Source organism: Aeribacillus sp. FSL W8-0870 (assembly GCF_037963755.1).
In the GTDB taxonomy this organism is placed as follows: domain Bacteria; phylum Bacillota; class Bacilli; order Bacillales; family Aeribacillaceae; genus Aeribacillus; species Aeribacillus composti.
Genome location: NZ_CP150165.1, coordinates 2,400,852 through 2,413,966 on the forward strand (window position 1 = coordinate 2,400,852; position 13,115 = coordinate 2,413,966).

Consider the following 13,115-nt stretch of genomic DNA (forward strand, 5'->3'; position numbering starts at 1 on the left):
ATCTTCCCCTTCCATCAAGCATTACTGGATTAATGCATTACAATCAACGATCAATGCAACTTGACCGTCTCCTAAAATTGTGGCACCTGAGATGGCGAATACATTTGTCAAATATTGTCCTAACGATTTCAAAACAATCTCTTGCTGACCGATGAAGGAATCGACAACTAAACCAGCCATTTTATCTCCTTTTTTGACAACGACGATTGAAACATAATCTTGGTCATCCTCGGCGTCCACTTCAAAAATTTCTTTTAAAAACACTAGAGGTACAATTTTTCCGCGATAATCAATCACCTTGTTTTGATGTGTCTGTAAAATATCTTCTTTTTTAATAACAAGGGATTCAATGATAGACGAAATCGGAATACCGTATTTTTCATTTCCAACTTCAATGAGCATGGCGGAAATAATCGTTAATGTCAGCGGGAGCTGGATCGAGAATAAAGATCCTTTTCCTTCTTCCGACTCGATGGTGATGCTTCCTCCGAGCGATTCGATTGTATTTTTCACTACATCAAGCCCTACACCCCGTCCAGAGACATCTGAAATTTTTTCAGCCGTTGAAAAGCCTGATGCGAAAATGAGTTCATGAATTTGTTTTTCCGTTAATGTTTCGCTTGCCTCTTTTGTAACGATTCCCCGCTCAATAGCTTTTTGCAATACCTTTTTCTGATTGATTCCTGCACCGTCGTCTTCGATTTCGATAAAGACATGATTTCCGCTGTGATATGCGCTGAGCCGCAGCGTTCCTTCTTCTTTTTTGCCATATTTCAGACGGGTTTCAGGCGTTTCAATCCCATGGTCGATCGCATTTCGGATTAGATGCACAAGCGGATCGCCAATTTCATCAATGACGGTCCGATCCAATTCGGTTTCAGCGCCAGTGACAACTAAATTGATTTTTTTATTTAAATCGCGGGCGAGATTTCTCACCATTCTCGGGAAGCGGTTAAAAACGGTTTCGATTGGAATCATGCGCATATTTAAAATAATGTTTTGCAAATCAGCTGAAACTCTGGACATTTTCTCAACCGTTTCTTTCAGCTCCGAGTGATTTAATTCTTTTGATATTTGCTCTAAACGCCCTTTGTCGATGACTAATTCTTCAAACAAGTTCATTAAAATATCGAGGCGCTCAATGTTGACGCGGATCGTCTTTTGCTGGTTTTTCTTCTGTTTTTGGCTAGTGTCTTTCGAGCTGTCCTTCTGCTGACGGCTTTGCTTGCTGGAAACAGTAGTTTGTTTGCTAGCAGCAGTTTGTTGGCTGGCATTAGATTGTATGCTGGAAACAGACTGCTGTACTCTTTCAGTACTTGGCTTTTCTACATTCACTTTTTCAACTAGTACTTCTTCAACCTCTGAAATTTTCAATAGGCTGTTCCGGATAAAGTCCTTATCTTCCTTCGTAATGTAGGCAACCGAAAAATTGTTGTCAAACTTTTCTTCTTCGAGTAAATCAACAGAAGGCGATGATTTGACCACTTCCCCGTGCTTCTCAAGCAATTCAAAAACCATAAATGCTCTCGCTGCTTTTAAGATGCAGTCTTCTCGAAGCCGAATGTTGATTTCGTATACTTGAAATCCTTGTTCAATTGATTGAAGAATGACCGTCCTGTCATATTCATCAAACTTCAGTTTTTTCACATCCTGCACTTGTTCTCTTGATGTTTCATTTTCATCTGTCTCATCTTCAATTTGTTCTCCGCTTTCAATCGCTTGCAGTTTTTTCACAATGGCCGAAACATCTTTTTTGCCGTCTCCTCCATCCGCAATCGATAAAACAATTTCCTCCAAATTCTCTAATGCTTCAAAAAGGACATCCATAATTTCAGGCGTTACTTCTAATTTTTGATTGCGAATGGCGTCAAACACATTTTCTATTTTATGTGTTAAATCGGCTAAATCTTCAAACCCCATCGTTGCGCCCATTCCTTTTAATGTATGGGCGGAGCGAAAAATTTCGTTCACAATTCCTAAATCATCCGGATTTTGTTCAAGCTCCAAAAGCTTTTCGTTGCACGACTGCAAATGTTCTTTACTTTCTTCAATAAAAATGTCCAAATATTGATTCATTTCCATGGCAGCACACTCCTTGGATTTAGATCAGCTTTTGAATTAAATACGGAATTTCCATTAAATCTTCCACGTAATCAACCACATTCGCTTGGATGGCGGATTTTGGCATCCCAAATATAATGGAGGTTTTTTCGGACTGTGCGATCCCTGTCGCATCTGTCCTTTCTTTTAATGCTTTCAAGCCTTTTGTCCCGTCAGAACCCATTCCCGTTAAAATACAAGCAATCGTTTGATAATATTTTAAATTCGATAAAGATTCAAACAGTACATCTACTGAAGGTCTGTGCCCTCTCTTTTTTTCCGATTGATCCAGTTCAATGAATAAATTCCCTTGTTTTTCTATTACTTTCATATGGCTGCCTCCAGGCGCTATGTATGCTACCCCATTTCTGACGATTTCTTGATGCTCGCCTTCTTTTACTTCGATGTTTGACATTTCATTTAATCGTTCAGCCAACGATTTTGTAAATCCTGGCGGCATATGCTGTACGATGAAAATCGGCGAATTCAGGTTTTTCGGGAAGCATGGAACGATTTTTTGAAGGGTGCTCGGTCCGCCAGTAGAAGTTCCAATGGCAATTAAAGATTTTTTTCGCTGTCGATGGCTCTTTTCTTTCATCATCTCCTTTCGAGGAAATGTGTCGATCTCTTTTTTTAACATCTGAACTTTTTCTTTTGCCCGTTTTGCTGCTAGAACTTTTGCAATTAATTCTTCTTTCACTTTAAATATGTCAAGAGATATGGAGCCGGAAGGTTTCGGGATAAAATCAAACGCCCCGAAAGCTAAAGATTTTATCGTGTTTTCGGCTCCTTCTTTCGTCGAACTTGAAAGCATAATGACTGGCCTTGGAAACTTGTCCATGATAATCTGCAAAGTATCAAGCCCGTTTAAAACCGGCATTTCAATATCTAACGTCACAACATCAGGATCAAGCTCTGCGATCTTTTCAATTCCTTCTTTTCCATTTTTAGCTGTGCCAATCACATCAATGGAAGGACTCTCTAAAAGCAAATCGGAAATCAACTTTCTCATAAATGCCGAATCATCAATAACCAAAACCTTTACACGACTCAAAAACATCACCTACTTGAAAACAAAGATCTAAGAGAATGAATAAATCCTTTTCTTTTTATTTTACCATTTAAGTACATCTCTGTTATATTTTCTAGTGCTTTCGATATAGGAGCATTCGGAAAACGCAAAATAAACGGAATTTGTTCCATGACTGATTTCTGCACATGATCATCCTCCGGCAAACTGCCGAGCAAATCAATTGTTTTATGTAAAAAACGCTCTGCAGTGGTTCTAATTTTTTCCCATGTTTCTTTCGCTTCAATGTTTTTCTTGAATCGATTGACAACTACTTTCATCACCTTTTCTTGATCGAACTGGTGAATGAGCTTTATCGCACTGTAGGCGTCCATAATCGATGTCGGTTCAGGCGTCGTAATGACGATAATTTCGTCCACTGCAAGCAAAAATTTCAAGCTGTCTTTCGAAATTCCTGCCCCCATATCAAATAAGATGGTGTCGTATTTCTCTATTATTCTTTCAAGCTCGTAAAGAAAAAATTGAAACTCTGCTTCATCGATTGTGACAATATTGGAAAGGCTCATTCCTCCTGACAAATACTGCAAATTTAAAGGACCTTTTTTGATAATTTGTTCAATTCCAATGCGGTTTTTCAGCAAATCGACAATTGATCTTTCTTGATACTGCTGTCCAAGCAAAAGATCGATGTTTGCCATCCCAATATCGCAATCTACCAGCAGTACACGGTCGTTTCGTTTTTTGATCAAGTTTAAAGCGAAATTTAAAACGAAATTCGATTTGCCGACTCCCCCTTTTCCGCTAATCACAGCCACTGTTTTTGCATGACGGTTAGGCGGAGAGTCTTTTATCACCGCATATTTGTTTTGCTGAATAATCCTTCTGAGTTGTTCTGCTTGATCCATATCCTGCTACCCCATTAAATATTGAATAAAAGTTTCATGATCCAGCTTATGAATGTCGTCTGGAACATCTTGACCGTCAGTCATATATCCGGCACCAATCTTTGTTTTGTAGACGATGTTATACATAGCTCCATAAGAGGAGGTTTCGTCATGTTTAGTAAAAATAAATTGATGAATCGGCAAATGAGAAAATTGGTTATAAACTTTTTCCATATCTTCAAATTTTGAAGTTAAAGAAAATACTAAAAATGTTTCCATTTCATCCTGAAAGTCAATGGTTTCGCTTAAATCTTGCACATATTGCTGTTCAAGGAAGTTCCGGCCCGCCGTGTCAATAAAAACGATGTCGCAGTCATTCAGCTTCTTTTTCCCCTCCTGAAAATCAAATGAGTTATAACAAACTTCAAGCGGGGCATTTAAAATTTCGGCATATGTTTTTAATTGATCGATCGCAGCAATTCGATAAGTGTCCGTCGTAAGAAATCCGATTTTTTTCTTGTAATTTATTTTGCAGATTGCGGCAAGCTTTGCCAATGTCGTCGTTTTTCCAACACCGGTTGGTCCTACAACATTCACAAATTTTTTTGAAAAAGTAATGCCGTGAAAAGGAATGTCCGAAATCCTCTTTTTTAACTCTTTCTTCAATTGAAATTCCAGCTGTTCGTTTGTCAGCTTTTTTTGATGGATCAAATACGTTTCCAGTATAGATGCGATCACATCTTGTTTAATCGGCTGCAGCAAACCTAACGAATCAATTTTTTGTTCGATCTCTTTTAGGTCAGGATGAATAACAGTACTGTTTACGGACATGGATTGAACGAGATCCTTCAGTTTTTTTATTTCATTCAGTACAGGAGCCATCTCTAATTGCTGGCCCGTTTGATGTTCTATTTTTTCTTTTTGGAACCCGCTGATCATTTCATCTTCTTCGTCAATGCCCGCCACCACTTCAATCATTTTTTTCTTAAACATTCCTAGAAATCCACCAGTATAGACGACTTTCGAATTGAGGATGACAGCATTTTGACCGAGTTGGCTGCGAATCGTCTTCATCGCCTCTTGCATAGTATGGGCTTTGAATTTTTTAATCTTCATTAAATATTCACCACTCCGACACTTTGTACTTCAATGTTTGATTCAAGTTCGTTGTATGACAATACGGGTACATCAGGCAAATATCGCTCGATCAGCTGCCGTGCATACATTCTAACAGAAGGCGAGCAGAGCAAGATTGGCGTTTGCTCTTCCATTGCCAGCTGTTCCACATTTTTTGCAATGGCTTCGACAATCCTTTGTGATACATGCGGCTCCAATGACAAAAAGGTTCCTCGTTCCGTTTGCTGCACGCCATCGGCAATGGCTTTTTCTACTTGAGCTGAGAGAGTAATGACTTTCAATGTCTCCCCTTCTTTTGCATACTGGCTTGTAATTTGTTTTGCCAGCGACTGTCTTACATATTCAGCTAAAATTTCCGGATCTGTTGTAAATTTGGCATAGTCAGCTAATGTTTCAAAAATAACCGGCAAATTTCGAATAGAAATTTTTTCTTTAAGCAGTTTCGCCAAAACTTTTTGAATATCTCCTATAGAAAGTGGATTCGGCGTAACTTCTTCCACTAATATCGGGTATGTTTCTTTTAAATGATCGACAAGCTGTTTTGTTTCGTGTCGTCCAAGCAATTCATGAGCATGCCTCCGGATCGTTTCCGTAATGTGAGTAGAAACAACGCTAGGAGGATCGACGACCGTATATCCTGCTAATTCAGCTTGTTCTTTTAAATGTTCGCTGATCCATTTTGCAGGAAGTCCAAACGAAGGCTCAATTGTGTCAATCCCTTCAATCGAATCATTATCCATTCCTGGCGCCATCGCCAAATAATGATCGAGCATAATTTCACCTTTCGCCGCTTCGTTTCCTTTAATTTTTAATCTGTATTCATTCGGCTTTAATTGGATATTATCCCGTATTCGGACGACAGGAATGACAAGGCCCAATTCTACGGCAAGCTGCCTTCTGATCATTACGATCCGATCCAACAGGTCTCCCCCTTGTCCGCTATCAGCAAGAGGAATTAAACCATATCCGAATTCAAATTCAATTGGATCCATCGATAAAAGATTCATCACTTGCTCCGGACTTTTCGCTTCGTTCATTTCCACTTCTTCTTCAACAATCTCTTCGTCTTTTTCAATTTGTTTCTTCGTACGATTCATCGCAAATGCTAAGAAAGCAAACATGAGAGCGATCGGAGTTGTTATGATCGGACCAATCGGAGTAACAATACCTAAAATAAAGATGATTCCTGCGGTAACATACAGCAGCTTTGGAAATGCTAAAAGCTGGTTCGTAATGTCTTGTCCTAAATTTCCGTCAGAAGCAGCTCTCGTGACAACAATCCCTGTTGCCGTTGAGATTAATAAAGCTGGAATTTGGCTGACTAATCCATCTCCAACTGTAAGAAGCGTGAATTTTGAAACAGCTTCTTGAAAAGAAAGCCCCTGCTGGATCATGCCGATGATAATTCCGAAAATAATATTGATCAGCACAATTATGACACCAGCAATCGCATCTCCTTTGACAAATTTGCTTGCTCCGTCCATTGCGCCATAAAAATCTGCTTCTCTTGCAATCGTTTCTCTCCGTTTTTTTGCCTCGTCTTCCGAGATGATTCCCGCATTCAAGTCTGCATCAATACTCATCTGCTTACCGGGCATGGCATCAAGCGTAAAGCGGGCTGCCACTTCTGCTACCCGTTCAGATCCTTTTGTAATGACAACAAATTGAATAATAACTAAAATGATAAATACGACAAAACCAACAAGGATATTTCCACCGACAACAAAAGTTCCAAACGTTTCCACGACTGTTCCCGCTTCTCCATTAGCTAAAATCGAACGCGTTGTGGAAACGTTTAAGCCGAGTCGATATAACGTTAACAAAAGCAAAAGAGAAGGAAAGATTGAAAATTGTAAAGGCTTTTCAATGTTCATGGATGTAAGGAGGACGAGCAAGGCAAGAGATATATTAATGATAATCAATATGCTCAGCAGCCATGAAGGCAGCGGGATGATAAGCATGGCAACAATTAAAATGACAGCTACTATAACCGATAAATCTCTTGCTGACATGATACTTCCTCCTAGCAAAATTGTTACACTTTTTGTTTTTGACGATAAACATAAGCTAAAATTTCAGCCACAGCCTTAAAAAATTGTTCAGGAATCATCTCGCCAATTTCCACTTGGTCATACAAGGAACGAGCGAGCTGCCTGTTTTCGACTGTTATGATTTCATGGGCTTTGGCAATTTGCTTGATCTTTTGCGCGACAAAATCTGTTCCTTTTGCAACTACGACAGGTGCATCGTGTTCCTTTTCATCATACTTTAAGGCAACTGCATAATGAGTAGGGTTCGTAATGACGACATCAGCTTTCGGAATTTCCTGCATCATCCTTCTCATCGCCATTTCCCTTTGTTTCTGTTTAATTCTCGATCTAATTAACGGGTCGCCTTCCATTTTTTTGTACTCATCTTTTACTTCCTGCTTAGACATGCGAATGTTTTTTTCGAAATCCCATCTTTGATACAAGTAATCTAGCAATGCGATGAACAAAAGCGCACCTGAAGCATATAGTCCTATCTGCACCGCCAGCTTTGAAATTGAAGCAAAAGCTCGTTCAAGCGGCATTTGCGGAAGTCGCAAAATCTCCTGCCAATTGAAATAAATATACGCAAAGGTTACCCCGCCGATAAAGAAAACTTTTAAGATCGATTTCAAAAGCTCGACAATTGCCCGAATGGAATATATGCGTTTAAATCCTTCAATCGGATTCAGTTTATTTAATTTCATTTTCAACGGTTCAGTTGTAAAAAGAAATCCAACTTGAATATAATTACTGAAAACTCCAGCAACGAAGGCTGCTATCATGAATGGAGCGGTAATTTGAGCGCCTTCCAATACATATTTATTAAAGATTGAATGCACATTTTCTTCTGTGATATCCGTCAACAAATAATCTTCAAAAGTAGAATGGAACATGTTTAAAATATTATCAATCACCGTTTTCCCGAAAAACAGCAATGACAGAAAAACTAAAAACATGGTGATGGCTGTGTTCAAATCGGGACTCTTGGCAACCTGCCCTTTTTTCCTGACATCCTGCCGCTTTCTCGGAGTCGCTTTTTCCGTTTTTTCTCCGGCAAAATATTGCAAATCTAACGGTAAATAATTCATGCGCCATCACCTAATAAATTCATTAAGGTTCTCATCACATCGAACATGTATTGGAAAAGCCCCTGAATCAGCATAAATATAATGCCTAAAACGAGCACCATCATCAGAAAGCTGACGCCAATTTTAATGGCAAACCCAATGACAAATACATTCATTTGCGGAACTGTCCGGGCAACAATCCCTAGAGCAAGGTCAACTAAAAAGAGCGAAGCGACTATCGGAAGCGCCATTTGAAATGCTACGAGAAACATTTTGCTGAACGCCTTCAAAACTTGTTCGGCAACAGCTCCATCAGAAATCGGAATAAAATATTGATCCGGAGGGATTACTTGAAAACTGTATACAATCCCGTTAATCAGCATATGGTGCCCGTTTAGGCTCAGCATGAGCAATAGGGCAAAAGAATAAAGAAATTGTCCAATTAACGGCGTTTGAACTCCTGTCTGCGGATCAATAATATTCGCGATGATAAACCCCATTTGAAAATCGATTAAGCTTCCTGCAATGTGGACAGCTGACATGATGATATATGCGATCAGACCAATGAATAGTCCGATTAAAACTTCTTTTATTATCAGCGGGTAGAAATTCGCATCTAAGTCAACCTTTCCCTCATCGATCGTCATGACGATGATAAGGGAAAGGAAAAAAGACATGCCAATTTTAAACCGCATCGGAATATTCCGATATGAAAATAATGGAAGTGTTGCAATAAAAGCTGTTATTCTTGTAAACACAAGCAAAAAAAGCGGATAATACTCCAGCATCATCATTCAACTCATCCAACAAATTGATTGAGATTGCTGAAAATATTATGTGTATACGACAAAATGACAGATAGCATCCATGGGCCAAAAATAATCAATCCGACCAAAACAGCCACAATTTTTGGTATGAACGCCAATGTCTGTTCCTGTATTTGTGTCGTTGCTTGAAAGATGCTGACAATTAAGCCGACAACAAGCGATATTAAAAGAAGTGGCCCACTGATCATTAAAGTTGTATAAACCGCTTTTTCTGCTATGGAAAGGATCATTTCGGTACTCATTGGCTCACCTACTTATTTTAAAAACTTTGCAGCAATGATTTGACAACTAAGTACCAGCCGTCCACGAGCACAAACAGCAATATTTTAAAAGGCAATGATATCATGACAGGAGGAAGCATCATCATTCCCATTGACATGAGGACACTAGATACAACCATGTCAATGATTAAAAAAGGAATAAAGATCATAAAACCTATTTGAAACGCTGTTTTTAATTCGCTGATGGCAAATGCAGGCACTAAAGCCACGAGCGGAATATCGTCAATCGTCTCAGGATTTTCAATATTGGCGTAATTCAAAAACAAAGCTAAATCTTTTTGTCTCGTATGTTTGCTCATAAATTCCTTTATCGGCTTTTCCGCCTGTTCATACGCTTCCTCAATGGTTATTTCATTGTTGAACAAAGGATTCAAAGCTTTTTCATGTATTTCTTGAAAAGTCGGTCCCATTATAAAAAAGGTTAAAAAAAGTGCAAGGCCGATGAGCACTTGGTTGGGCGGCATTTGCTGGGTAGCAAGCGAAGTTCGCACAAACGATAACACGATGACGATGCGCGTAAAGCAAGTCATTAAAATCAATATCCCTGGTGCAATTGACAAAACGGTGAGCAGAAGCAAAAGCTTCACAGTCGTCGCAACATTTTCCGGATCATTTTGATTAAAATAGCTAAAGAACTCACTCATTTTTTTGATCCTTTCTGCCGAAGACGCTGCATCTGTTCACGTCTTTCTTTTAATAGTGATTCCAGCTCTTTTTTGAAGGAAGTCTTCTCGCTACCCTTTTGTTTATGATTATTTAGAATGAAGCGCATCATATTTTGTTCAAAAGCATTGTTGCCGGGCTCTTTCTGCATGTCGATAATTTTCTTATATTCCTCTTCATCATTAATTTCTTGTAATAGTTCAATCGTATCCCCGACGCCAACGATTAGAATGCGATTCCCCACTTTCACCAGCTGGATGGACTTGTTTTGTCCTAAGGAAATGCCGCCGAGATTTTGTAAGTATTTAGTTTCTTGCGGAAGCTTTATTTTTTTGTTTAAAAATTTTAATAAAAAGATTAAGAGACCTAAAACAAAAATAAGTGTAAAAATCATTTTCAAAACATCGAAAACTGATAAGGAGGTGCTGTTGCCACCATCTTCAACCAATTCGTTCGTCGCTTTCTCTTCTTTTTTTTCATCCTGTTGATCGGATGTCTGCTGTTTTAAATATTCCTCAACGGTGGGATTTTTCGCGGCTGCATGCACGAAATCGGCGTTTGTTGGAACATAAAAAAACAACAGCCATAAACAGCACAAATATGTAATACGTCGTTTCAATGCAAATGCTCCTTATCCCAATGTCTTTTGAATAGCTTCCAGTACACGATCGGCCTGAAAAGGTTTCACAATAAAATCTTTGGCACCAGCTTGAATAGCATCGATTACCATTGCCTGCTGTCCCATCGCTGAACACATGACAACTTTTGCATTTGGATTGATTTTGCGGATTTCCTTTAAAGCAGTGATGCCATCCATTTCAGGCATTGTAATATCCATCGTGACTAAATCAGGCTGCAATTCTTTAAATTTTTCGACTGCCTGCGCACCATCTGCAGCCTCTCCTACTACTTCATATCCATTTTTTGTCAATATATCTTTGATCATCATTCTCATAAATGCTGCATCATCAACGACTAAAATCCTTTTTGACATTTTGCTCCTCACTCCTATCAACTATTTTAGATTCATTATCCGATCTGCTTGACTCATGATATCCGTTACGCGAACACCGAAATTTTCGTCGATGACAACTACTTCACCTTTTGCTACCTTTTTGCTGTTTATGAATATGTCGACTGGCTCCCCGGCCAGCTTATCAAGCTCGATAATGGATCCTTTAGACAATTCCAAAATTTGTTTGATGGATCTTTTTGTTCTTCCAAGCTCAACCGTTACATTTAAAGGAATGTCGAGCAGCAGCTCCAAATTGTGCGTGTCTACAGATTGATTCGTTTGTTCATCAAACGTCGCAAATTCAACAGGTTTAACTTCAACAGGCTGAGCTTTTTCCTTCTCGCTTTTTTCTATATGCAGCTGTTGATTTTCTCGCACTTCTTCAGGTTCTGTTTGCACGTTATTTGATGCCTCTTTGCCCGCTTTATTCATTAATTCAACAACGAGCTGTTTAGCAAAATCAAGGGGTAAGAGCTGCATAATATTCGAATCAATTAAATTGCCGACAGTTAATCGGAAGGATACCTTCACAAGCAGTTCGTCATCAGGAATAGCATCGGTTCCTTCCCCTTCTTTAACATTCAATAATTCGAGGCGAGGCGGTGAAATATCTATTTTTTTATTTAAAACGGTTGACATTGATGTGGAAGCAGATCCCATCATTTGATTCATCGCTTCCTGGACAGCACTTAATTGAATTTCCCCCAATTCATCCGGGTTGGAACCATCCCCGCCAATCATTAAATCAGCAATGACAGCAGCATCGCTTTGTTTAATTACAAGCAGATTGCTGCCGGACAGCCCTTCTGTAAAAACTACTTCTATTGCTACGTATGGATGTGGAAACTCCTTTGCCAGTTCTTGCTTATTAATAATTGACACGCTCGGAGTAGTGATTTCTACTTTTTGATTAAGCAAGGATGATAAAGCGGTAGCAGAACTGCCAAAAGAAATATTTCCTATCTCCCCAATCGTATCTTTTTCAATATCATTCAATAGATTGTCAGTTTCAGTTGATTCTTGATTTCCCCCTTTTAATAGAGAATCGATTTCCTCTTGTGACAACATGTTATCAGTCATCAGCTTCGTCACCTCTCTCTATGTGGCCTAATATTTGAACGGCCAGCTTCTTGTTCTTTTTGCCAGGCTGTCCAAAAAATTTAGGGACGTCACCTACTTTAATCACCAACGGGTCGCTGGTCGATTGATCAAGACGGATCATATCCCCCACTCGCATTTCAAGAAACTCTTGAACTGTCACAACGGACGTCCCTAATTCCGCAACCACCGGAACTTCTGCAAGCTTTATCCGGTTTTTGATTACTTCCGTTTCCACAGAGTTTTGGGCTTTCCTTTCTGATTGCATCCAATAATGGACGGAAAGCTTTGGAATAATTGGTTCCAACACAACATGGGGAATACAAAGGTTTATCATTCCGCTCGCTTCTCCCACTTGTGTATTAAGGGAAATAACAACAACTGTGTCATTTGGAGATACCATTTGCAAAAATTGCGGATTTACCTCAAATTCCTGCATGCAAGGCTCAATGTCCAAAATGGTACTCCAAGCTTCACGGTAGTGCTCCAAAGTTTTTTCGAAAATGGATGCAATAATTTTCATTTCAATTTCTGTTAATTGTTCAATCTTATTCATGGAAGCCCCGAAACCGCCCATTAACCGATCCATCATTGCGTACGCAATATTTGGGTTCACTTCCATAATAATTCTTCCATCAAGTGTCCCAAGTTCAAAAACATTTAAAACCGTCATTTTCGGAATGGAACGGACAAACTCTTCATAGGGCAGCTGGTCTACAGACGTGACGGTTATTTGGACATATGTCCGCAATTGCGCAGCAAAATACGTCGTTAAAAGCCTTGCGAAATTTTCATGCACTCGAGTAATGCTGCGAATTTGATCTTTTGAAAAACGAAGAGCACGTTTAAAATCGTAAACTTTTATTTTCTTTGCTTCTTCTTCTTTCTTTAATTCATCAACATTCATTTCACCGGTCGTTAATGCAGATAATAGCGCATCAATTTCACTTTGCGATAAAATTTCATTTGACATAATGAGAACA

At 39.1% G+C, this 13,115-nt stretch carries 13 protein-coding genes; all 13 read right to left on the bottom strand.

What is annotated here, in order from left to right:
• Positions 1-21: 21 nt before the first annotated feature.
• The 13 genes from NSU02_RS11580 to fliM are packed head-to-tail and all read right to left on the bottom strand — an operon-like array spanning position 22 to position 13,105.
• Entirely contained in the window at positions 22-2,082 is a 2,061-nt protein-coding gene (locus NSU02_RS11580; RefSeq protein WP_130156284.1) for a chemotaxis protein CheA, read from the bottom strand.
• A gap of 19 nt (positions 2,083-2,101) precedes the next feature.
• Positions 2,102-3,154 carry a chemotaxis response regulator protein-glutamate methylesterase gene (locus NSU02_RS11585; protein WP_063386683.1) on the bottom strand — a complete coding sequence of 351 codons (1,053 nt, stop codon included), beginning with the start codon at positions 3,152-3,154 and terminating at the stop codon, positions 2,102-2,104.
• A gap of 5 nt (positions 3,155-3,159) precedes the next feature.
• Entirely contained in the window at positions 3,160-4,035 is an 876-nt protein-coding gene (locus NSU02_RS11590) for a MinD/ParA family protein (protein WP_063386682.1), read from the bottom strand.
• Between the two features lie 6 nt (positions 4,036-4,041).
• On the bottom strand, positions 4,042-5,130 hold the full coding sequence (flhF, locus tag NSU02_RS11595) for a flagellar biosynthesis protein FlhF (RefSeq protein ID WP_339192936.1): 1,089 nt from the start codon (positions 5,128-5,130) through the stop codon (positions 4,042-4,044).
• Positions 5,130-7,163 carry a flagellar biosynthesis protein FlhA gene (flhA, locus tag NSU02_RS11600; RefSeq protein WP_339192937.1) on the bottom strand — a complete coding sequence of 678 codons (2,034 nt, stop codon included), beginning with the start codon at positions 7,161-7,163 and terminating at the stop codon, positions 5,130-5,132. Before flhA ends, flhF begins: the two co-directional genes overlap by 1 nt.
• Positions 7,164-7,186: 23 nt before the next feature.
• Positions 7,187-8,269: a flagellar biosynthesis protein FlhB gene (flhB, locus tag NSU02_RS11605; RefSeq protein ID WP_063386679.1), complete on the bottom strand. Its 1,083-nt coding sequence runs from the start codon at positions 8,267-8,269 to the stop codon at positions 7,187-7,189.
• Entirely contained in the window at positions 8,266-9,042 is a 777-nt protein-coding gene (fliR, locus tag NSU02_RS11610) for a flagellar biosynthetic protein FliR (protein ID WP_066246491.1), read from the bottom strand. Before fliR ends, flhB begins: the two co-directional genes overlap by 4 nt.
• A 5-nt stretch (positions 9,043-9,047) precedes the next feature.
• Positions 9,048-9,317 carry a flagellar biosynthesis protein FliQ gene (gene fliQ / locus NSU02_RS11615; RefSeq protein ID WP_063386677.1) on the bottom strand — a complete coding sequence of 90 codons (270 nt, stop codon included), beginning with the start codon at positions 9,315-9,317 and terminating at the stop codon, positions 9,048-9,050.
• Between the two features lie 17 nt (positions 9,318-9,334).
• Complete coding sequence (gene fliP / locus NSU02_RS11620) at positions 9,335-10,000, bottom strand: flagellar type III secretion system pore protein FliP (protein ID WP_063386676.1); 666 nt, start codon at positions 9,998-10,000, stop codon at positions 9,335-9,337.
• Positions 9,997-10,638 carry a flagellar biosynthetic protein FliO gene (locus NSU02_RS11625; RefSeq protein ID WP_339192938.1) on the bottom strand — a complete coding sequence of 214 codons (642 nt, stop codon included), beginning with the start codon at positions 10,636-10,638 and terminating at the stop codon, positions 9,997-9,999. The genes fliP and NSU02_RS11625 overlap by 4 nt, the downstream gene beginning before the upstream one ends.
• Positions 10,639-10,650: 12 nt before the next feature.
• Positions 10,651-11,013, bottom strand: coding sequence for a response regulator (locus NSU02_RS11630; RefSeq protein WP_063386674.1), 363 nt, complete (start codon positions 11,011-11,013; stop codon positions 10,651-10,653).
• A gap of 21 nt (positions 11,014-11,034) precedes the next feature.
• Positions 11,035-12,114, bottom strand: a complete 1,080-nt coding sequence (fliY, locus tag NSU02_RS11635; protein ID WP_339192939.1) for a flagellar motor switch phosphatase FliY — start codon at positions 12,112-12,114, stop codon at positions 11,035-11,037.
• Positions 12,107-13,105: a flagellar motor switch protein FliM gene (gene fliM / locus NSU02_RS11640; protein ID WP_063386672.1), complete on the bottom strand. Its 999-nt coding sequence runs from the start codon at positions 13,103-13,105 to the stop codon at positions 12,107-12,109. The genes fliY and fliM overlap by 8 nt, the downstream gene beginning before the upstream one ends.
• Positions 13,106-13,115: the final 10 nt, after the last annotated feature.

Bases quoted from the DNA above. Each gene is read 5' to 3' on its own strand.
- NSU02_RS11580 (WP_130156284.1), bottom strand. From the start codon at position 2,082: ATGGAAATGAATCAATATTTGGACATTTTTATTGAAGAAAGTAAAGAA.
- NSU02_RS11590 (WP_063386682.1), bottom strand. From the start codon at position 4,035: ATGGATCAAGCAGAACAACTCAGAAGGATTATTCAGCAAAACAAATAT.
- flhF (WP_339192936.1), bottom strand. From the start codon at position 5,130: ATGAAGATTAAAAAATTCAAAGCCCATACTATGCAAGAGGCGATGAAG.
- flhA (WP_339192937.1), bottom strand. From the start codon at position 7,163: ATGTCAGCAAGAGATTTATCGGTTATAGTAGCTGTCATTTTAATTGTT.
- flhB (WP_063386679.1), bottom strand. From the start codon at position 8,269: ATGAATTATTTACCGTTAGATTTGCAATATTTTGCCGGAGAAAAAACG.
- fliR (WP_066246491.1), bottom strand. From the start codon at position 9,042: ATGATGATGCTGGAGTATTATCCGCTTTTTTTGCTTGTGTTTACAAGA.
- fliQ (WP_063386677.1), bottom strand. From the start codon at position 9,317: ATGAGTACCGAAATGATCCTTTCCATAGCAGAAAAAGCGGTTTATACA.
- fliP (WP_063386676.1), bottom strand. From the start codon at position 10,000: ATGAGTGAGTTCTTTAGCTATTTTAATCAAAATGATCCGGAAAATGTT.
- NSU02_RS11630 (WP_063386674.1), bottom strand. From the start codon at position 11,013: ATGTCAAAAAGGATTTTAGTCGTTGATGATGCAGCATTTATGAGAATG.
- fliY (WP_339192939.1), bottom strand. From the start codon at position 12,114: ATGACTGATAACATGTTGTCACAAGAGGAAATCGATTCTCTATTAAAA.
- fliM (WP_063386672.1), bottom strand. From the start codon at position 13,105: ATGTCAAATGAAATTTTATCGCAAAGTGAAATTGATGCGCTATTATCT.